The organism is Shinella sp. GW835-FHT14H05, assembly GCF_058793575.1.
In genome coordinates this window covers 70592-90836 of the sequence record NZ_JBXAFY010000003.1, presented here as the reverse complement: position 1 = coordinate 90836, position 20245 = coordinate 70592, and the positions used below count along the sequence as shown (strand labels likewise).

Annotated in this window: 17 protein-coding genes; 9 read left to right on the top strand and 8 right to left on the bottom strand. The window is 64.0% G+C overall.

Going from position 1 to position 20245, the window contains the following annotated elements; translation table 11 throughout:
* Positions 1-12: 12 nt before the first annotated feature.
* From AC1Q6Z_RS11670 to AC1Q6Z_RS11655, 4 genes are all read right to left on the bottom strand, one after another.
* Complete coding sequence (locus tag AC1Q6Z_RS11670; protein WP_492647925.1) at positions 13-858, bottom strand: ABC transporter permease subunit; 846 nt, start codon at positions 856-858, stop codon at positions 13-15.
* Positions 855-1661: a taurine ABC transporter ATP-binding protein gene (locus AC1Q6Z_RS11665; protein ID WP_492647924.1), complete on the bottom strand. Its 807-nt coding sequence runs from the start codon at positions 1659-1661 to the stop codon at positions 855-857. The genes AC1Q6Z_RS11670 and AC1Q6Z_RS11665 overlap by 4 nt, the downstream gene beginning before the upstream one ends.
* Positions 1662-1755: 94 nt before the next feature.
* Positions 1756-2760, bottom strand: a complete 1005-nt coding sequence (tauA, locus tag AC1Q6Z_RS11660) for a taurine ABC transporter substrate-binding protein (protein ID WP_439615841.1) — start codon at positions 2758-2760, stop codon at positions 1756-1758.
* A gap of 54 nt (positions 2761-2814) precedes the next feature.
* Positions 2815-3033: a hypothetical protein gene (locus tag AC1Q6Z_RS11655; RefSeq protein ID WP_492647923.1), complete on the bottom strand. Its 219-nt coding sequence runs from the start codon at positions 3031-3033 to the stop codon at positions 2815-2817.
* Positions 3034-3235: 202 nt separating this feature from the next.
* Here AC1Q6Z_RS11655 and AC1Q6Z_RS11650 point away from each other — a divergent pair, with 202 nt between their 5' ends.
* Entirely contained in the window at positions 3236-3700 is a 465-nt protein-coding gene (locus AC1Q6Z_RS11650; protein ID WP_256116288.1) for an RrF2 family transcriptional regulator, read from the top strand.
* 27 nt (positions 3701-3727) lie between these two features.
* Here the strand turns inward: AC1Q6Z_RS11650 and AC1Q6Z_RS11645 are convergent, their stop codons facing one another.
* Positions 3728-4813: an acyl-CoA dehydrogenase family protein gene (locus AC1Q6Z_RS11645; protein WP_492647922.1), complete on the bottom strand. Its 1086-nt coding sequence runs from the start codon at positions 4811-4813 to the stop codon at positions 3728-3730.
* A 203-nt stretch (positions 4814-5016) separates the two neighbouring features.
* Complete coding sequence (locus AC1Q6Z_RS11640) at positions 5017-5892, bottom strand: LysR substrate-binding domain-containing protein (RefSeq protein ID WP_435265856.1); 876 nt, start codon at positions 5890-5892, stop codon at positions 5017-5019.
* 198 nt (positions 5893-6090) lie between these two features.
* Here AC1Q6Z_RS11640 and AC1Q6Z_RS11635 point away from each other — a divergent pair, with 198 nt between their 5' ends.
* From AC1Q6Z_RS11635 to AC1Q6Z_RS11610, 6 genes are all read left to right on the top strand, one after another.
* Positions 6091-7293, top strand: a complete 1203-nt coding sequence (locus tag AC1Q6Z_RS11635; protein ID WP_492647921.1) for a 2-aminoethylphosphonate--pyruvate transaminase — start codon at positions 6091-6093, stop codon at positions 7291-7293.
* 18 nt (positions 7294-7311) lie between these two features.
* Positions 7312-8574, top strand: a complete 1263-nt coding sequence (gene phnA / locus AC1Q6Z_RS11630) for a phosphonoacetate hydrolase (protein WP_492647920.1) — start codon at positions 7312-7314, stop codon at positions 8572-8574.
* Between the two features lie 10 nt (positions 8575-8584).
* Positions 8585-10039 (top strand): phosphonoacetaldehyde dehydrogenase, encoded by a 1455-nt coding sequence (gene phnY, locus AC1Q6Z_RS11625; protein ID WP_492647919.1) that lies wholly within the window; start codon positions 8585-8587, stop codon positions 10037-10039.
* A gap of 266 nt (positions 10040-10305) precedes the next feature.
* On the top strand, positions 10306-11316 hold the full coding sequence (locus AC1Q6Z_RS11620) for a putative 2-aminoethylphosphonate ABC transporter substrate-binding protein (protein WP_439615914.1): 1011 nt from the start codon (positions 10306-10308) through the stop codon (positions 11314-11316).
* 80 nt (positions 11317-11396) lie between these two features.
* A complete protein-coding gene (locus AC1Q6Z_RS11615) occupies positions 11397-12560 on the top strand; it encodes a putative 2-aminoethylphosphonate ABC transporter ATP-binding protein (protein ID WP_492647918.1) in 1164 nt (387 codons plus the stop codon).
* Between the two features lie 2 nt (positions 12561-12562).
* Positions 12563-14569: a putative 2-aminoethylphosphonate ABC transporter permease subunit gene (locus tag AC1Q6Z_RS11610; protein WP_492647917.1), complete on the top strand. Its 2007-nt coding sequence runs from the start codon at positions 12563-12565 to the stop codon at positions 14567-14569.
* Between the two features lie 147 nt (positions 14570-14716).
* Here AC1Q6Z_RS11610 and AC1Q6Z_RS11605 read toward each other — a convergent pair whose 3' ends face one another.
* Entirely contained in the window at positions 14717-15733 is a 1017-nt protein-coding gene (locus AC1Q6Z_RS11605) for a GlxA family transcriptional regulator (protein WP_492647916.1), read from the bottom strand.
* A gap of 183 nt (positions 15734-15916) precedes the next feature.
* Between AC1Q6Z_RS11605 and AC1Q6Z_RS11600 the strand changes: the two genes are divergently transcribed.
* Both AC1Q6Z_RS11600 and AC1Q6Z_RS11595 read left to right on the top strand, forming a co-directional pair.
* The gene (locus tag AC1Q6Z_RS11600) at positions 15917-16699 is read left to right on the top strand and encodes a DeoR/GlpR family DNA-binding transcription regulator (RefSeq protein ID WP_492647915.1); all 783 of its coding nucleotides are present in this window, start codon (positions 15917-15919) and stop codon (positions 16697-16699) included.
* A gap of 88 nt (positions 16700-16787) precedes the next feature.
* Entirely contained in the window at positions 16788-19238 is a 2451-nt protein-coding gene (locus AC1Q6Z_RS11595) for a GcvT family protein (protein WP_492647914.1), read from the top strand.
* A gap of 3 nt (positions 19239-19241) precedes the next feature.
* Here AC1Q6Z_RS11595 and prmB read toward each other — a convergent pair whose 3' ends face one another.
* Positions 19242-20159, bottom strand: a complete 918-nt coding sequence (prmB, locus tag AC1Q6Z_RS11590) for a 50S ribosomal protein L3 N(5)-glutamine methyltransferase (protein WP_492647913.1) — start codon at positions 20157-20159, stop codon at positions 19242-19244.
* Between the last annotated feature and the right edge of the window lie 86 nt (positions 20160-20245).

Here is a 20245-nt window from a genome sequence, read left to right as displayed (position 1 = left end):
CCGGCATCGCTCTCAGCGATGGGAGGCCCAGGGCACCAGGCGCCGCTCGATCAGCCGCGCGATGAATTCCAGCAGGATCGCGATCAGGGCGATGACGATGATGCCGGCAATTACGATGTCGGTGACGAGGAACTGTGCTGCCGACTGGATCATGAAGCCGATGCCGCTCGTCGCCGCCACCAGTTCGGCCGCGACCAGCGTCGTCCAGCCGGCACCGAGCGCAATGCGGATGCCGGTGAGGATCGACGGCACGGCACTCGGCAGCACCACTTCCGTCAGCACCTGCCGCTTGCTGGCACCGAGCGAGCGGGCCGCGTTGACATGGTCCTTCGAGACTCCGCGCACGCCCGCGGATGTCGACAGGATGATCGAGGGCAGCATGGAAAGCGCGATCACCGTGATCTTCGACGCCTCGCCGATGCCGACCCAGATGATGACGAGCGGCAGGTAGGCGAGCGGCGGCAGCGGGCGCAGGAATTCGACGATCGGATCGAGGATGCCGCGGCCGACGCGGCTCGTGCCGATGGCGATGCCCGCGGGAATGCCGATCAGGATCGACGCAATAAGCGCGCCAAAAATGCGGTAGAGGCTGGCGCCGACATGCTCGGCCAGTGTCGAATCGACGAAGCCGGTCACGACGAGGTTATAGAGAGCGATGACCACCTGCCGCGGCGAGGGCAGGAAGACGGGCGAGACCAGCGCATAGGCGGAGGCAAGGCCCCACAGCCCGATGATCGCAACGACGGTGATGGTCGAGATGACGGCGATCGGCACGGGGCGCGATGCACGGGGGAGGGCGTCCTCCGTGGTGGTCTCGACCGGCTGCGGCAGGGCTTCTATATCGGTGGAGAGCGTCATGCGGCCAACTCCTCGTCAGTGGTGGACTGGATGAGGCCGTTGAGCCCGGCATGCATGCGCTTGAAAAGCGGCGAGGCCTTGACGGTGGCAACCGGGGCGCCGTTCAGCACCTCCGCATTGAAGCCGGCCTCGATCTCCGCCGTCAGGCGCCCCGGATTGGGCGACAGCACGACGACGCGCGTGCCGAGCAGCAGTGCCTCCTCGATCGAATGGGTGATGAGCAGCGCGCCCGCGCCGCTTTCCGCCTTGATGCGCAGCAGGAAGGCCTGCATGCGCGTGCGGGTCAGCGCATCGAGCGCGCCGAGCGGCTCGTCGAGCAGCAGGAAGCGCGGCTCGGCGGCGAGCGCCCGGGCAATGCCCACACGCTGGCGCATGCCGCCGGAAAGCTCCCAGATGCGCCGGTCGCCGGCATCCGCAAGGCCTACGCGTTCGAGAAGCTGCTGGGCCTTCTCGCGCCGTTCGGCGAGGGGAACGCCCCGCAACTTGAAGGGAAGCGCGATGTTGTCGCGGGCGTCGAGCCAGGGGTAGAGCGCATCGTCCTGGAAGACCACGGCCCGGTCGGCATTCGGTCCCTTGATCGGCACGCCGTCGACGGTGATGGAGCCGGAGGTCGGTTCCAGAAACCCGGCAGCGAGGTTGAGCAGGCTCGTCTTGCCGGAGCCGGAACGCCCGATGATGGCGACCAGCTCGTCCGAAGCGACCTGCAGGTTGATGCCGTCGAGGACGAGTTTTTCAGCGGCGCCGCCGCGTCCCGCCCTTGGCGGATAACGCAGCGAAACGTTGCGGAATGTCAGGATGCTCATGGAACCTCCGGGAGTGTCTTGGCCTATCTGTCGGAGGTGGCCCGGCAGCGCTTTCACGCCGCCGGGCCACCTCCGCCGCAGGATTTGTCGCCGATCAGTAGGACAGCTTCGTCGCGTCCGTGACCCAGCGCGTGGAGATGTAAGGCTTGTAGTCGGAGAGCGCCGACGGGATCTTGCCTTGTTCCAGCAGGAAGGCCGATGTATCGGCCACGGCCTTCACCGTGCCGCCACCGAGCAGCGCCTCGCCGGCCTGCTCTTCCAGCGTCGGGAAGACGTAGCCCTTGAGAAGCGCCGGCACCTCGTCCTGCTTGGCGCCGGTCAGCCGCGCGATCTTCTCGGCTTCCGGCGAGGTGGCGTTCCAGGCGTCCGGATTGGCGCGATAGGCGGCGGTCGCGTCGCCCGTCACCTTCACGAAGGCCGTCACGACGTCCGGATGCTCTTCCGCGAACTTCTTGCTGACGATCCAGGCGTCGAAGGTCGGGCCGCCCCAATCGGCGACATCCTTCGAGGTCGCCAGCACCGTGCCGCTCTTCTTGAGCTGCGCCAGAACCGGATCCCAGACGTAAGCGCCGTCGATATCGCCGCGTTCCCAGGCGGCCGCGATTTCCGGCGGACGCAGGTTGAGGATCTCGACCGACTTCGGATCGACCTTCCAGTGCTTCAGCGCCGTCAGCAGGCTGTAATGGGCGGTGGAGACGAAGGGCGTGGCGATCTTCTTGCCGACAAGATCTTCCGGCTTCTCGATCGACTTCACGGCGAGCGCTTCTGCCTCGCTGATCAAGCCGACGATGTAGATCAACTCGATCGGCAGTTCGCGGCTGGAGGCGGCGGCAAGCGGCGAGGAGCCGACATAGCCGATATCTAGCGAGCCGGAGGCAATCGCCGCGATCACGTCGGCGCCGCCGTCGAATTTCTGCCAGTTGATCTTGGCGCCGGTCACCTTCTCATAGGTGCCGTCAGCCTGGGGTACGCGGGACGGCTCGACGATCGGCTGGTAGCCGATGTTGAGCGTCACCTCCTGGGCGAAGGCGGTGCCGAACGACGCGGCCATGGCAAGGGCGGCGGTCGCGGCAAGCAGGGTTCTGCGGTTGATGGTCATGGTCCTCTCCTCAAATTGCCGTTGCCGCGGTCTGCCGCGGGCCGGCAATTCAGGCTATCCATTCCATAAATTTAGTAGAGAAATATTTGCCTCAATTTGCCTGCCTTGCCGCAATTGGTTTTGCGTTTTTCTGTGGTTCGGGTGGAACGCCGCGCCTGGCGCAAAATTGATGACGAGCAGAAGAAATACCGATTGTCGCGAAAAATGATGCGAAATGGGCACGCCGGGGCCAAAAATCGGCATAAGGGGTTGCCGGAGAATGCCAATTTCCATGGCGTTATGCTCATAAATAAATTATATTGTTTTTATATGTTTTTCGCACTCCGGTGCCAAGAATGAGCCAGAATCACCCGTCAAAGGTGAGCCGATCGATCTTCCCGAGGACGACGGATGGAAACAGCGGGACGCGGCGTGCGCGTCCGCGCTGCCGGGCATATCCGGGTAATGCACATATGCTGACGGAAAGCAGGCTGAAATGCTGACGAAAAAGGGAAAATACGGACTGAAGGCCTTGGTGGACCTCGCACGGCTGGCGCCGGGCCAAACCGCTTTCGTCAGCGAGATCGCGCTTCGAAACAACATTCCGAAAAAGTTCCTCGACACGATTCTGCTGGAACTGCGCAATGCCGGCATGCTGCGCTCCAAGAAGGGGCCGGGCGGCGGCTATTCGCTCTCCCATCCGGCCTCGGAAATCCGAATCGGCCACGCCATCCGCGTGCTCGACGGGCCGCTCGCGCCCATCCGCTGTGCCAGCCGCACCGCCTATGAGGCCTGCGAGGATTGTGCCGATCCGGAAACCTGTCAGGTCCGCCGCGCCATGACCGACGTGCGCGACGCCATCGCCGCCATTCTCGACACGATGACGCTCGAACAGTTCGTCGCCGTGCCGGGTGCCGCCGCGATGATCGACGACGAAGAGCTGGAAAAGCGAGTCGGCTGAAGCCGCCCCGCAAATCCGCACAAAAACCTAGTTTTCTTCATCCTGCGGGTTGCGGTGCGCTTCGCGCCGCAGCCGGCCGCTTTGCCTGAGCGCCTCGGTGAGATTCGCCGGCGGACCCTCCTGCTGCGCGCCACCGCCTGCCGCTCGAAGATGATCGGCAGCCTCCTGCGCCACGGCGCGGGCAGCGGTGGCGGCGAGGAAGGCGTTCGTCCTGTGCTGGTCCGCAATCCCGATCTGTGCCGCGTCTATGGCGCGACCCGCCTCGGCGACCATGGCCTGCGCGGCGGCGAGGCGGGCGGAAAGCAGGCCGGCCTCGAAAACATCGCCATCCGCCTTGTCCAGCACACGGCCGAGTGCCCGCTGGCCGGCGCCCAATTGCCTTGCGGCACCGAGAAGCAAACCGAGGGAATGCGGCACCGCCACCTCGCCGGGCGCATGCAGCAGGGCATCGCCATCGACGAGCACATCCTTGAACAGCACATGTTCCGCCGATTGCGGCGCGCCGTTCGCCGGCTCGCAATTGTTGGCGATATAGTGCAGGCCGTCGATACGCGTCGGCAGCAACAGGCTTGCGGCCTTGCCGCCGTCGTTGCGGGTCGGCACGAGCAACCAGTCGGCGTGGCGGGTGCACGGCGTACAGAGCGCTTCACCGCTGAGCCGCCAGGCAAGGCCGCTTGCGGCGAGCGGCAGTGTTTCGGCTTCCTCGCCATTGCGCCGGGGGACGGCGCGGGCGAGCCGCGCGCCCGAAAGGGCGGCCGAGAAAACCCCGCTGCGCTGGCCGTCCGTGCCGTGGCTGCGAAGCTCTTCGAGCACGACGAAATGGGCGGCAAGGATTTCGCCCAGCGTGGCGGATTGCGCTGACGCCACGGCGCAGACATCCGCCAGAACTGTGTTGGAAACGTCGATGCCGCCATACTCCGTCGGCACGGAAATGCCGAACAGGCCCGAGCGGGACAGGAGGTCGAGGCGGGCCTCCGCCGTTGCCAGCGTGCCGCCCGCGGCGGCACTGAAAATGCCGGCAATCGTGCCGACGACGGTCAGCGCCTCGTCCTCGGTGCTGATGACGGCGGCGGTTCGCGTTGGGCGGTCGAGTGCTGACGAGATCATACCCATGTCGTCTCTCCTTGCGGATGCCGTTTCAGGCGCACAGGCTTAACCGGGGCAAAAAGATCACATTCTATAGAGATTGTATAGATTGATTTTACGCCACTCGATCGATGAAACTGTCGTCACGCTACCACGAAAAAGCGGCGATCGCCTCGCGAAAAACCCTCGGCTTTTTCTTGAGAAGCCGCACTGCGCGACTGGTGGGCCATTCAACCCGCCGTTTGCGCCAGCTTGCGGGCGATTTCGTAGAAGGCGTTGACGAGCTTGCCGTTGCTGCGCTCGCGTAGGCAGATGAGCGCCTCGTCCATCAGCATTTCCGGCGCATCGATGCGGATCGGGACAAGCCGGTTGTCCTGGCCGAATTCGGCGGAAGAGACAAAGCCGACCCCGCCGCCTGCCGCGACGATCTCGCGAACCGCTTCGCGCCCCTCCGCCTCGATGAGCGGCGTCAGCGTGACGCCACATTGCGCCGCCATCGCTTCCAGCTTCTGGCGGGTCTTGGAGCCCCGCTCGCGAAAGACCAGGGGGTGCTTGGCGAGTTCGGCGAGCGTGATTTCCGTCTGGCCTGCGAGAGGATAATCGCGGCTGGCAAAGGCGATGATCGGCGTCGAATTGAGCTTCAGGATCTCGAAGTCGCTGGATTGCGGGATTTCGCCGAGAACGCCGATATCCGCCTCATAGGCATGCAGGCTGGTGATGACCGTCTCGGTATTGCCGGCGTCGATCGAGACCTGCACGGTCGGATAGGCGCGGCGGAAGGCGGCGAGGATGTGCAGCAGATGGTGGGCGGCATCCGCGACAATCCGCAGCTTGCCGGCCCGGAGCGCCCGCGATTCCGACAAGAGATCGAGCGCCTGCTGCTCCACGTCGAACATGCGACGGGTGACTTCCAGAAGCTGCTGGCCGGCCTGGGTGAGCGTCACCTGCTTCTTGTTGCGGTTGAAGAGCAGGACGTCGTATTCCTCCTCCAGCTTGCGCACCTGGTCGGAAATGGCGGGCTGGGTGAGGAAGAGCGCTTCGGCCGCGCGCGAAAAGCCGCCGTGGATGGCCACGTTATGGAAAGCGCGAAGCTGGACATAGCGCATGGAACCGTCTTTCGATCGATCAAGGTGATGCAATCATCAGACCGAACGATTCTTCTTATGTAAAGAGCAAAAGGCGCATTCGTTGTCGCCTTCGGCACTACCATAAGAAAAACCTATATTTTCATACAAAAGAACGATTTTACATATATGTCTGCCCGCCGCATTGTTGCTCCAGAGACGCCAATGCGAGGACGGACCATGCCCAACACCGCTTCTGACAGAACCATCGCGCCGCTGGAAACGCCAAGGCTCGGCGAACCCTATCTCCTGACGCCCGGCCCGTTGACGACAGCCTATTCGGTCAAGGAAGCGATGCTGCGGGACTGGGGCTCGTGGGATGCCGATTTCCGCGCCATGACGGCGGACCTGCGCCGCCAGCTTCTGGAGATTGCCGGCGATACAACTGGCGAATTCGACTGCGTGCCCATGCAGGGCAGCGGCTCGTTCTCGGTCGAGGCGATGCTCGGTAGCTTCGTTCCCCGCGACGGCAAGGTGCTGGTGCTGAGCAACGGCGCCTATGGCAAGCGCATCGCCCAGACGCTCGCCTATCTCGGCCGCGACCATGTAACGATCGACAAGGGCGACTACATGCCGCCACGCGGCCCCGAAGTCGTTGCCGCGCTGGATGCCGATCCCGCCATCAGCCATGTCGTCGTCGTGCATTGCGAGACGAGCTCGGGCATCCTCAACCCGCTCAAGGAAATTTCCGACGCCGTCTATTCCTGCGGCCGCAAGCTGATCGTCGATTCGATGAGCGCCTTCGGCGCCGTGCCCGCCGGCATCGCCGACTTCCGCTACGAGGCGATCGTCTCCTCCGCCAACAAGTGCATCGAGGGCGTGCCGGGCTTCGGCTTCGTCATCGCCCGCAAGAGCGAATTGGAAGCCGCCAAGGGCCGCAGCCATTCGTTGAGCCTCGATATGCACGCCCAGTGGGACTACATGAACAAGACCGGCCAGTGGCGCTTCACGCCACCGACCCATGTCGTCGCCGCCTTCCTGGAGGCGCTGCGCCTGCACCGCGAAGAGGGTGGCGTAACCGCCCGAGGCGCCCGCTACGCCCGCAACCGCGATGTCATGGTGGCCGGCATGCGCGAGGCCGGCTTCGAGACGCTGCTTGCCGACCGCTGGCTGTCGCCGATCATCGTCACCTTCTTCAGCCCGGCCCATCCGGCCTTCGCCTTCGATCGCTTCTACGCGCTGATGAAGGACAAGGGCTTCATCATCTATCCCGGCAAGCTGACGGTCGTCGACAGTTTCCGCGTCGGCTGCATCGGCCGCATGGACGAACATGTCATGCGCCGCGTGGTGGACGCCGCCCGCTCCTCCCTTGCCGAAATGGGCGTCGACAATGCCGCGCCCCCGGCCATCGCCCTTGAAGAACGCAGCCGCCTCGCGGCCTGAATAAGGATGGAATTTCCGATGAACCAGATGTCCAAGCTCACCGTCACCGCCAACCGGCGCACCTATCCCTGGCCGAATGTCCCGGCCATCGCCATCTGCCTCGACGGCTGCGAGCCGGCCTATCTCGACGAGGCCATCAAGGCCGGCCTGATGCCGACGCTCGCCCGCATCCGCAAGACCGGCACGGAGCGCACCGCGCTCAGCGTCATCCCGAGCTTCACCAACCCGAACAACCTGTCGATCGCCACCGGCCGCCCGCCGTCCATCCACGGCATCTGCGGCAACTATCTCTATGAGCCCGCAACCGGCAAGGAAGTGATGATGAACGACCCGCGGTTCCTCCGCGCGCCGACCGTCTTCAAGGCCTTTTATGATGCCGGCGCCAAGGTCGCCGTTGTGACGGCGAAGGACAAGCTGCGGGCACTGCTCGGCCATGGCCTGAAGTTCGATGAGGGCAGGGCGATCTGCTTTTCCTCGGAAAAGTCCGACACGACGACCAAGGCGGAACACGGCATCGACAATGCTTCGGCCTGGCTCGGCCGGCCGGTGCCGGAGGTCTATTCCGCGGAACTCTCCGAGTTCGTCTTTGCGGCCGGCGTGAAGCTCCTCAAGGAATTCCGCCCGGACGTCATGTACCTGACGACGACGGACTATGTGCAGCACAAATATGCCCCCGGCGTGCCGCAGGCGAATGCCTTCTACGAGATGTTCGACAAGTACCTGACCGAACTCGATGCGCTGGGTGCTGCGATCATCGTCACGGCCGACCATGGCATGAAGCCAAAGCACAAGGCCGATGGCTCGCCGGACGTGATCTATGTGCAGGACCTGCTTGACCAATGGCTCGGCAAGGACGCCGCCCGCGTTATCCTGCCGATCACCGATCCCTATGTCGTGCATCACGGTGCGCTCGGCTCCTTCGCCACCGCCTACCTGCCGGGAGGCACCGACAAGGAGGAGATCATCGAACGGCTGAAGGCGATCGAGGGCATCGACGTCGTGCTGTCGCGCCCGGAAGCCTGCGTTCGCTTCGAACTGCCGGACGATCGCATCGGCGACATCGTGCTCGTCTCTTCGGAGAACAAGACGCTCGGCACCAGCGAGCACCGGCACGACCTTGCCGCACTCAACGAGCCGCTGCGCTCCCATGGCGGCCTCACCGAGCAGGAAGTGCCCTTCATCGCCAACCGTACGCTGCCGGAGCTTCTTTCCGCCGGCACGCTGCGCAACTTCGATGCCTTCTACTACGCGCTCGTCGCAGCCGCGCAGCCGGCACAATAGGGAGCGGATGATGGCCAAGGTCGAAACGACATTCGCGATCCGCCACGAACCCATGCGGATCGCCGGCAAGAAGGTCGACACCGAAGGCGTGGTCGAGGTGCACTATCCCTGGAACGATGCCGTCATCGGCACCGTTCCGGCGGGCAATGCGGAACATGCGCGCAAGGCCTTCGAGATTGCCGCCGCCTACCAGCCGAAGCTGACGCGCTACGAGCGGCAGCGCATCCTGCTCAAGGCGGCCGAATTGCTGGTCGCCCGCAAGGAGGAGGTCTCCGATCTCATCACGCTGGAACTCGGCATTTCCAAGCAGGACTCGCTCTATGAAGTGGGCCGCGCCTTCGATGTCTTCACGCTCTCCGGGCAGATGTGCATCCATGACGACGGCGAAATCTTCTCCTGCGACCTCACCCCGCATGGCAAGGCACGAAAGATCTTCACCACCCGCGAGCCGCTGACCGCCATTTCGGCGATCACCCCCTTCAACCACCCGCTCAACATGGTGGCGCACAAGGTGGCGCCGGCCATCGCCACCAACAATTGCGTGGTGCTGAAGCCGACGGAACTGACGCCGATAACGGCGCTGGTACTGGCCGATATTCTCTATGAAGCCGGCCTGCCGCCGGAAATGCTCTCCGTCGTCACCGGCTGGCCGGGCGATATCGGCATGGAGATGATCACCAACCCGAATTTCGACCTGATCACCTTCACCGGCAGCGTGCCGGTGGGAAAACTGATCGCCGCACATGCCCACTACAAGCGCCAGATTTTGGAGCTCGGCGGCAACGACCCGCTGATCATCCTGAACGACCTGTCGGATGACGATCTCGCCAGAGCCGCCGACCTCGCGGTCGCGGGCGCCACGAAGAATTCCGGCCAGCGCTGCACGGCGGTCAAACGCATCCTATGCCAGGAGCGTGTCGCCGACCGCTTCGTGCCGCTGGTGCTGGAGCGGGCGAAGAAGCTCCGGTTTGGCGATCCGATGGACCGCACGATGGATCTCGGCACCGTCGTGCATGCCAAGGCCGCGGAAGTCTTCGAGCGCCGCGTGCACAAGGCCGCGGAGGAGGGGGCGGAGATCCTCTACAATCCGGGCCGGCAGGGCGCCCTGCTGCCGCCGATCGTCATCGACCGCGTCTCGCATGCAAGCGAGCTCGTCATGGAGGAAACCTTCGCGCCGATCATCCCCATCGTCCGCGCGCCGGATGACGACGACGCTCTGATCGCGCTCTCGAACTCCACCGCCTTCGGCCTCTCTTCCGGCGTCTGCACCAACGATTTCCGCCACATGCAGAAATACATAGCGGGGCTCAAGGTCGGCACGGTGAACATCTGGGAAGTGCCCGGCTACCGCATCGAGATGTCCCCCTTTGGCGGCATCAAGGATTCCGGAAACGGCTACAAGGAAGGCGTCATCGAGGCGATGAAGAGCTTTACCAACGTCAAGACCTTTTCCCTGCCCTGGTGATCCGGGCAAACCCCTGCGGGATCACCCTTTCTGGGAGCTGCCTTCGCGCGGCTCCCTTTTTTCGTTGCCGAAAAGGACCGTTTTCGCGACGCGGAACCTATAGATTTTACCTTCCGAACGATAAGAATAATAAATTTTACTTACCGAAAACCCCTGCGCAGAATGCCTCTCGAAGCCGATCATCAAAGGGCGACAACTAGATCACCCGCCGCGCTTCCCAGGTTTTTCCAGGCCTTCAGAGGAGATTTTCAATCATGAACAGACGCATGCTTTTTCTGCTTGCCGGCGCCATGTCCGCCGTGCTTCCGACCATTGCCTTCGCCCAGAGCGAACTCACCGTCTACACCGCCGTCGAGGCCGTCGATCTCGACCGCTACAAGGCCACCTTCGAAAAAGCCCACCCCGACATCACGATCAACTGGGTGCGCGATTCCACCGGCGTCATGACGGCAAAGCTGCTCGCCGAGAAGGACAATCCGCAGGCCGACGTCGTCTGGGGGCTGGCCGCAACATCGCTGCTCCTTCTCAAGACCGAGGGCATGCTGGAAGGCTATGCGCCGAAGGGCGTCGAAGCGCTCGACAAGAAATTCGTCGACAAGGACAACCCGCCGAGCTGGGTCGGCATGGACGCCTATGTCGCGGCCCTTTGCTACAACACGGTCGAGGGTGAAAAGCTCGGCCTCAAGGCGCCGACGAGCTGGGAAGACCTGACGAAGCCGGAATACAAGGGCCATATCGTCATGCCGAACCCGGCCTCCTCCGGCACCGGCTTCCTCGATGTCTCGGGCTGGGTGCAGATGTGGGGCGAGGAGAAGGCCTGGTCCTTCATGGACAAGCTGCACGAAAACATCTCGGCCTATACCCATTCCGGCTCAAAACCCTGCAAGATGGCGGGCGCCGGCGAAGCGGTGATCGGCGTGTCCTTCGAGTTCCCCGGCGCCAAAGCGAAAAGCGCCGGCGCGCCGATCGACATCATCTTCCCGTCCGAAGGGTCGGGCTGGGAAGCCGAGGCGACGGCGATCATCGCCGGCACGGCGAACCTCGAAGCCGCCAAGACCCTGGTCGACTGGTCCGTCACCAAGGAAGCCAACGAGATGTACAATGTCGGTTACGCCGTGGTCGCCTATCCGGGCGTCGCCAAGGCGGTCGAACACCTGCCGTCCGATATCGCTTCCAAGATGATCGAGAACGACTTCGAATGGGCCGCGAACAACCGCGCCACGATCCTGAAGGAATGGCAGAAGCGCTACGACGCCAAGTCGGAACCGAAGAGCTGATATCGATCGGCCGGGCGGGGCACCAAGCGCTCCGCCCTTCGCATTCTCGAAACGTGCCTGACAGCCAGCGGAGCTTGCAGATGAGACATGCCATGTCGATCGAACCGACACCCACGAGCATTCACCGCGCGCCCGGAGAGGCGGCTTCCTATCTGGAAATCTCCGATCTCTGGAAGAGCTACGGTGATTTCGTCGCGCTACGCGACATTTCGCTCAGCATCGCCAAGGGCGAATTCGTCTGTTTCCTCGGCCCCTCCGGCTGCGGCAAGACGACCCTGCTGCGGGCCATCGCCGGCCTCGACCTCCAGTCCCACGGGAAAATCCTGCAGGGCGGCCGCAACATTTCGAGCCTGCCGGCCTCCAGCCGCGACTACGGCATCGTCTTCCAGTCCTACGCGCTGTTCCCGAACCTGACGATCGAGCAGAACATCGCCTTCGGCCTGGAAAACACCGGCCGCTCCAGGGCGGAGATCACTGCACGCGTCGCCGAGCTTTTGGAAACAGTCGGTCTCTCGGCGCATGGGAAAAAATATCCCGCCCAGCTTTCCGGCGGCCAGCAGCAGCGCATCGCGCTCGCCCGCGCCATCGCCATTTCACCCGGCCTGCTTTTGCTTGACGAACCGCTTTCGGCGCTCGATGCAAAGGTGCGCGTGCACCTGCGCCACGAGATCAAGTCGCTGCAACGCAAGCTCGGCGTCACGACGATCATGGTGACGCACGACCAGGAAGAAGCGCTCGCCATGGCGGACCGTATCGTGGTCATGAACCACGGCGTCATCGAGCAGGTCGGCTCGCCGACCGAAATCTACCGCCATCCCAAAACCCTGTTCGTCGCCGATTTTATCGGCGAGACCAACCAGTTTCCCGCAAAAGTCCTGCCCGACGGCCAGGTCGAGATCGGCCATTCGGCCTTCTGCTGTCTGACGGAGGATTTCGCGACGGGCGACACGGCGACCGCCATCGTGCGCCCGGTCGATATCATTCCGCATGGCGCCTATGCGCATGCCGTCAACGCCATCGACCGGCCGACGACGCCGCAGAACCTCATCGATGCCGAAGTGCGGGAGATGGAGTTCCTCGGCATGTTCTGGCGCACGCGGCTAACGGCCCCGCGGCTCGGCGAGCGCACGCTCGTCGCCGATTTCTCCGTCAACGCGGTGCGCCGGCTGCAGATCGAGACGGGCGGCGTCATCCAGGTGGAGATCCCGCAAGACCGCCTGCTGCTCTTTCCGAGGGGGGCATAACGATGACGCTTGCACTCGACTTCGCCCCGCCTGGCAAGCGCGTCCGGCAGGAATCCTCGCGCGACGACCGCATCAAGCTCGGCTTCATGGCCGTCATCGGGCTCTACCTGATCATTACACTCGGCGCGCCGCTCGCCGTCATGCTGTCGAAATCGCTGTCGACCTACCGCTTCGACCTCGCCGCCTTCGAATTCCAGGTGAGCGACGAGACGGGCGCCAACTGGGGGCCGATCGTCACCGCGGAGGCGCTCAATCAAAAGCTCGGCGCCGTCACGCAGGAGGAGCTCGACAGCAGCTCTGACGGACGGCTCGCCGCCACGAAATTCTTCCCGGACTTCAGCTTCCGCAGCCCCGTCCACTACCGCATTCGCGGCACGAGCGCCGAAACGGCCTTCCTCGCAGGCTCGACGCTGGAGAAGGGCACGGAATGGCGGGAATACGATTCCGGCACGTTCCGGCGCGTCGTTCTGCGGCCGGCAAGCAGCCTTGGCCTGGAAAACTTCAAAACCTATTTCTCGACGCCGGCCCTTGCCCGTTCCATCTACAATTCGGTGCTGATGGCCACGATCAGCACGGTGGTGACGATCTCCATCGCCTTCGCGCTCGCCTATGGGCTGACGCGAAGCTGCATGCCGCTAAAGGGCCTGTTCCGCGGCATCCTGACGATCCCGATCCTCGTGCCGTCGCTGCTGCCCGGCATCGCGCTCGTCTATCTCTTCGGCAACCAGGGCGTCTTCAAGGACTGGCTGATGGGCTACTCCATCTATGGTCCGATCGGCATCGTCATCGGCTCGGTCTTCTTCACCCTGCCGCATGCCTTCCTGATCATCCTGACCGCGCTCTCCGTCGCCGATGCGCGGCATTACGAAGCCGCCGCCTCGCTGAAAGCCAGCAAATGGCGCACCTTCACCACCGTCACGGTGCCGGGTGCGCGCTATGGCCTCGTTTCGGCGGCCTTCGTCGTCTTCACGCTGGTCATCACCGATTTCGGCCTGCCCAAGGTGATCGGCGGGCAATATGGCATGCTGGCGGTCGACATCTACAAGCAGGTGATCGGCCAGCAGAACTTCGAAATGGGCGCGGTCGTCTCTGTCATCCTGCTCGTGCCGGCCATCCTCGCCTTCGCCGTCGACCGCCGCATGCAGAAGCGCCAGGTGGCGTTGCTCTCCGCACGCGCCGTGCCCTATTCGCCGAAGCCGAACGCAAGGCTGGATCCGATCTGCTTCGCCTTCGCCTGCCTCGTCAGCCTGTTCATCCTCGGCATGATCGCCATGTGCCAGATCGCGGCGCTGGTGAAATTCTGGCCCTATGACCTGATGCTGACGACCAAGAATTTCGCCTTCGACCTGATGGATGGGGGCGGCTGGGCGGCCTATGGCAATTCCATCCAGCTCGCCCTCCTGACGGCGCTGTTCGGCTCGCTCGTCGTCTTCGCCGGCGCCTATATGGTGGAAAAGGCGGATGGTTTCCGCCTCGGCCGCGGCGTCTTCCATTTTCTCGCGATGATGCCGATGGCCGTGCCGGGCATGGTGCTGGGCCTTGCCTATATCTTCTTCTTCAACAACCCGGCCAATCCGCTGAACGCCATCTACGGCACGATGACGATCCTCGTCGTCTCGACGGTCACGCACTTCTACACGGTCGCGCACCTGACGGCGCTGACTGCGCTGAAGCAGATGGATCCGGAATTCGAATCCGTCGCGGCCTCCCTCAAGCAGCCCTTCCACCGGCTGTTCTTCCGGGTCACCGTGCCGGTCTGCCTGCCGGCGATCCTCAACATCGCGATCTATCTCTTCGTCAATGCGATGACGACGGTCTCCGCCGTGGTCTTCCTCTACGCCACGGATACGAAGCTCGCCTCCGTCGCCGTGCTCAACATGGACGATGCCGGCGATATCGCCCCGGCAGCGGCCATGGGCATGATGATCTTCTACACGAATGTCGCCGCCAAGTTCATCCACGCGCTGATCGCCCGCAGACTGCTGGCCCGCACCCAGGCCTGGCGATAAGCCACGACCCACGCCGGGTGCTAGAGCATTTCCGGTGAACTTCGGTTTACCGGAAATGCTCTAGATTTTTGTTTTTGTCGCATTATCCGACGCCGAAGCGATGCCGCTTCGGCTGGAAATGCTCTGGAGCACGCGGCGCCCTCCCATTCACGCCACGCGTCGCTCCGGCCGGTCGAGCCGGCGCCGTTCCGTTTCCGCCATCCGCGTCTGCTGCGGCGTGCAACCATAATGCTCACGGTAGGTGCGCGAGAAATGCGAGGCGGTGGAGAAGCCGCAGGCCATGGCGATCTCGATGACGGGCAGCGACGAATTCTGCAGCAGCAGGTGCGCCCGCTCCAGCCGCATGTCGAGATAATAGCGCGCCGGCGACCGCCCCATTTCGCGACGGAACAGGCGCTCCATCTTGCGGCGGGAGAGGCCGGTTGCGGGCGACATCTCCGCGAGCTTCAGTGGTTCGGAAAGGTTCGCCTCCATCTGCTCGATGACGGCGATCAACACCGCATTGTCGATGCCGAGGCGCGCCTGGAGCGGCAGGCGCTGGCGCTCGCCCGCCGGCCGCACGCGCTCGCAAAGTGCCATCTCGCAGATGCGGTTGGCGATATCCTGCCCGAGGTCGGCCTCGACGATGCCGAGCATCATGTCGAACGGCGCATTGCCGCCGGCACAGGTGTAGAGATCGCCGTCGATCTCGAAAGCCGTCTGGCGTGCCTCGACCGCGGAAAACCGTTCGGAAAAATCCGGAAAATGCTCCCAGTGCACGGCGGAACGGCGGCCATCGAGCACGCCGGCGCGCGCCAGGCTGTAAAGCCCGCCGGCAAAGCCTGCGAGGGGAACCCGACAGCGCCGGCAGAGCCGCAGCCAGCCTTCGAGCGACCGGTCGGACGGCGGCACGGCGCGTCCGCCGCAGACAACGACGCGCGGATGCCCGGCTTGGTGCAGCCGGTCTCGCGCCTCGGCAAGCGAACCGTCGGCCGCAAGGCGCGTGCCGCAGCAGGATACGACCGGCCTGCCATCCGCCGTCACGATCCGCCAGTCATACGCGGCACGGCCCGAAGCCTCGTTGGCAAGGCGCAGAGCCTCGGTCGCCGCGGAAAAGGCATGCAGCGCGAATCCATCGAGCAGATAGAAGGTGAAGCTGCCGGTCTGTGCACATGCCTGTTGCATCGTTTTCCTCCCAATGCGGTACAGGCGAAGAATGCAAATAATAATTACATTTTGCAACATGTTTGGACGTGGATAGGGCGCTTTCGGCCGAATTTCCTGCGCTATAAAGGCGTCGAAGGGCCACAAATCGAGGATTCTCCCGCCCTGCTTGTCAAAGCGACAAAAATGATCGCAGATAGGACCATGTCAGAGTCTCAAAACACCCGCGCCCTCGCGCCCCGCCGTCATGGCGAGATTCTTCGCCGCCTCGCTGCGGATGGAACGGTCAGCATCACCGCGCTTGCCGACTTCTTCGACGTGTCGCGGCAAACGATCCGCCGCGACCTCAAACACCTGGCGGATCGCGGTCAACTCGATCTTGTGCACGGCGGCGCCACGCTGTTCGAACCTACCGAGGCAGCCTTCACGGAGCGGCGCGAGGAAAACGCCGGGGCCAAGGTGGCGATCGGCCGCGCGGCTGCTGATCTGGTGCGCGACGGCATGGTTGTCTTCCTCGATTCCGGCACAACGACGCTCGCCGTGGCGCAGGCGCTGACCGAGCGCAAGAACCTGACAATCTGCACCACGTCGCTTTCCATCGCGCTGCTGATGTGCCGCCAACCGCTGGTGCGCGTGCATATGCTGGGCGGCGAGATCGACCCCGTGGAGGAGGCCGCCGTCGGCATCGATGCGCTGGAGGCGATCAGCCATTTTCGCGTGGATGTCGCCTTTCTCGGCGGTGGTGGCCTGTCGCCGGATGGCGAGGTGACGGATTTTACCCGCAGCGGCGCCGAGCAGCGTTCGCGCATGGCAGCACTCGCGGGAAAAGCCTATTTCGTGCTCGACAGCTCCAAGTTCGGCCGGCTGACGCCGCTGCGCATTCCACGCTTCGAACTGGCTGCCGGGGTAATCGTCGACCGCCGTCCGCCGGAGGCGATCTGCGAGGCGCTGGAGCGAAAGGGGCCGAGCCTGATCGTCTCGACGTGAGATAATGTAATCTTTTGTAACTTTTTGTCTTGTTATCTGCCGGCACCTTGTTACAGTGCGGCCTTCCATGGTTCCGGGAGGTCGTCACATGGCACAGGATTTTCCAACACAGGCACAGGTCGTCATCATCGGCGGCGGCATCATCGGCTGTTCGGTCGCCTATCACTTGAGCAAGCTCGGCTGGCGCGATGTCGTGCTGCTCGAACAGGGACAGCTCAGCGGCGGCACCACCTGGCACGCGGCCGGTCTCGTCGGCCAGTTGCGCAGCCATGCCAACATGACGAGTCTGATCAAATATTCGACGCAGCTCTATAGCGAGCTGGAGGCCGAAACGGGCCTCGCCACCGGCTGGAAGAATTGCGGCTCCGTTTCCGTGGCCCGCACCGCCGACCGCATGACCGTGCTGAAGCGCACCGCCGCCTCGGCCCGCGCGCAGGGTGTCGATATCGAGGTGATCTCGCCGAAGGAGGCGCAGGATCTCTGGCCGGTGATGGCGATCGACGATCTCGCGGGCGCCGTCTGGCTGCCGGGCGACGGCAAGGCCAACCCCACCGACCTCACGCAATCACTTGCCAAGGGCGCGCGCAACCGCGGTGTGCACATCTTTGAACGCGTGCGGGTGACCGGCATCACGACCAGGAACGGCGCCGTCACCGGCGTGGAAACCGACCGCGGCACGATCGCCGCCGAGATCGTCGTCAATTGCGCCGGCCAGTGGGCGCGCAAGGTCGGCCAGATGTGCGGCGTCTCGGTGCCGCTGCACTCGGCCGAGCACATGTATATCGTCACCGGCAAGATCGCGGGCGTGCATCCGGACCTGCCGGTCATGCGCGATCCGGACGGTTACATTTATTTCAAGGAGGAGGTCGGCGGCCTCGTGATGGGCGGTTTCGAGCCCGAGGCCAAGCCCTGGGGCATGGCGGGCATTCCGGACGATTTCGAATTCGCCCTCTTGCCGGACGATTGGGACCAGTTCGAGATCCTCATGCAAAGCGCGCTGGAACGCGTGCCGCAGCTCGCGACCTCCGAGGTGAAGAAGTTCTACAACGGTCCGGAAAGTTTCACCCCCGACAACAACTTCATCCTCGGCGAAGCGCCGGAGCTGAAGAATTTTTATGTCGGCGCCGGCTTCAACTCGATGGGCATCGCCAGTGCCGGCGGCGCCGGCCGGGCGCTGGCGGAGTGGATCGTCAACGGCGCGCCGACCATGGACCTTTGGCCGGTCGATATCCGCCGTTTCGCCGGCTTCAACAACAATCCGCGCTGGCTGCACGACCGCGTCAAGGAAACACTCGGCCTGCACTATGCCATGCCCTGGCCGAACCGGGAGCTCGACACCGCACGGCCCTTCCGCCGCTCCCCGCTCTACGACCGGCTTGCCGCCAAGGGCGCCTGCTTCGGCTCCAAAATGGGCTGGGAACGCGCCAACTGGTTTGCCGGGGAAGGCGAGACGCCGGTGACGGACTATGCCTTCGGCCGGCAGAACTGGCACGAGGCTGTGAAGCGCGAGATGGCCGCGACGCGCGAGGCCGCCGGCCTCTTCGACCAGACCTCCTTCGCGAAACTCCTCGTGCAGGGGCGCGATGCCACCGCAGCGCTGAACCGCATCTGCGCCGCCGAGATCGACGTCGCCATCGGCCGGTCGATCTATACGGGCCTCCTCAACGCACGCGGCGGCTATGAAAGCGACCTGACCGTCTTGCGCCTTGCGGCAGACCGCTTTCTCCTCATCACCGGCTCGGCGCAGGCGGTGCATGATGCGGACTGGATCCGCAAGAACATTCCCGCCGACGCCCATGTCACGCTCACCGACGTCACCTCAGCCTATGCGGTGCTGGCACTGATGGGGCCGCGCTCGCGTGACATTCTCGGGCGCCTCACCTCCGCAGACCTTTCGAACGAGGCCTTTCCCTTCGCGACCGTGCGCGAGATCGATATCGGCTATGCCACGGCCTATGCCAACCGCATGACCTATGTCGGCGAACTCGGCTGGGAGCTGATCGTGCCGACGGAATTCGCGGTCGGCGTCTACGAGGCCTTGCAGGAGGCGGGCAGCGACGCCGGGCTGATCGACTGCGGCTATTACGCGCTGGAAGCGCTGCGGCTGGAAAAGGGTTTTCGCGCCTGGAGCCGGGAGTTGACGCCGGATATCAACCCTTACGAGGCGGGTCTTGCCTTCGCGGTCTCGCTCGACAAACCGAGCGGCTTCATCGGCCGGAAGGCGCTTATCGAGGCAAAGGCGATGGGCACCCCGACGCGGCGCATCGTGCAGTTCACCCTCGACGATCCGTCGCCCATGCTGTGGGGCGGCGAGTTGGTGCTGCGGGATGGCAAGCCGGTCGGCGAAGTGCGCTCGGCCGCCTATGGCCACACGCTCGGCAGCGCCGTCGCGCTTGCCCTCGTCGAACATCCGTCCGGCGTCGACAAGGACTTTTTGGCCAGCGGCCGTTTCGAGGTCGAGCTTGCCGGGGAGCGCTTCGCGGTCACGGCCTGGCTTTCGCCGGCCTATGACCCGAAGAGCCTGCGGGTCAAGGCGTAGCGATCACGCCACGCCCAGCGCTTCGGCGGAAATCCAGAACACCGCGTCCTGGGATTCCGCCGTTTCCAGCCAGAGGAACTCCAGGTGCGGGAATTCCTCCTCCAGGATTTCCCGGCCTGACCCAATCTCGCAGATCATGCCGCCGCCGGGATTGAGGTGATCGCCCGCCGTTGCCAGGATCTGGCGCACGAGATCGAGCCCATCCTCGCCGCCGTCATGCGCCATCTGCGGCTCGGCGCGGAACTCCGCGGGGAAGGCACCGAGCGCTGCGTGGTCGACATAGGGCGGGTTGGTGATGATCAGGTCGTATGTCCGGCCGGCAAGCGGCGTGAAAAGGTCGCCTTCGTGCAGGGTGACCTGTTCCTCCACCTCGTGTTCCGCGAGGTTCAGCCGCGCCACGTCCAGCGCGTCGGCGGAGAGATCCACCGCATCGACCGCGGCATAGGGGAAGAACTTTGCCGCAAGCACCGCCAGGCAGCCGGAGCCGGTGCAGATGTCGACGGCGCTGGCCACGGCCATCGGGTCGGGCAGGAAGGACGAGCCCGGCGAATTCACATATTCGTTGAACAGGATTTCGCCGATATGCGAGCGCGGTACGATCACCCGCTCGTCGACGAGGAACCGCACGCCCTGGATATAGGCGCGGCCGGTGATGTAGGCGGAGGGTTTGCGGGTCGTCACGCGCGTCTCGATGCGTTCGGCGAGCAGCTTGCGTTCCGCGGGAAGCAGCCGCGCATCGAGGAAGGGATCAAGCGCGTCGATCGGCAGATCCAGCGAATCGAGCAGCAAGAACGCGGCATCGTCGCCAGCGGTCGTCGTGCCGTGGCCGAAGCTGAGATCAGCGGCGTTGAAACGGGAAATCGCATAGCGCCAGTAATCGCGCAGCGTCACGAGTTCGCGGGTAATATCGTCCTGGGTCAACGCACTCTCACTTATTTGCTAAGACGGTGCTTTAGAATCAGAAAGGCCGGCGGGTCAACCGATCCCGGGACATATGGCAGGTTTCA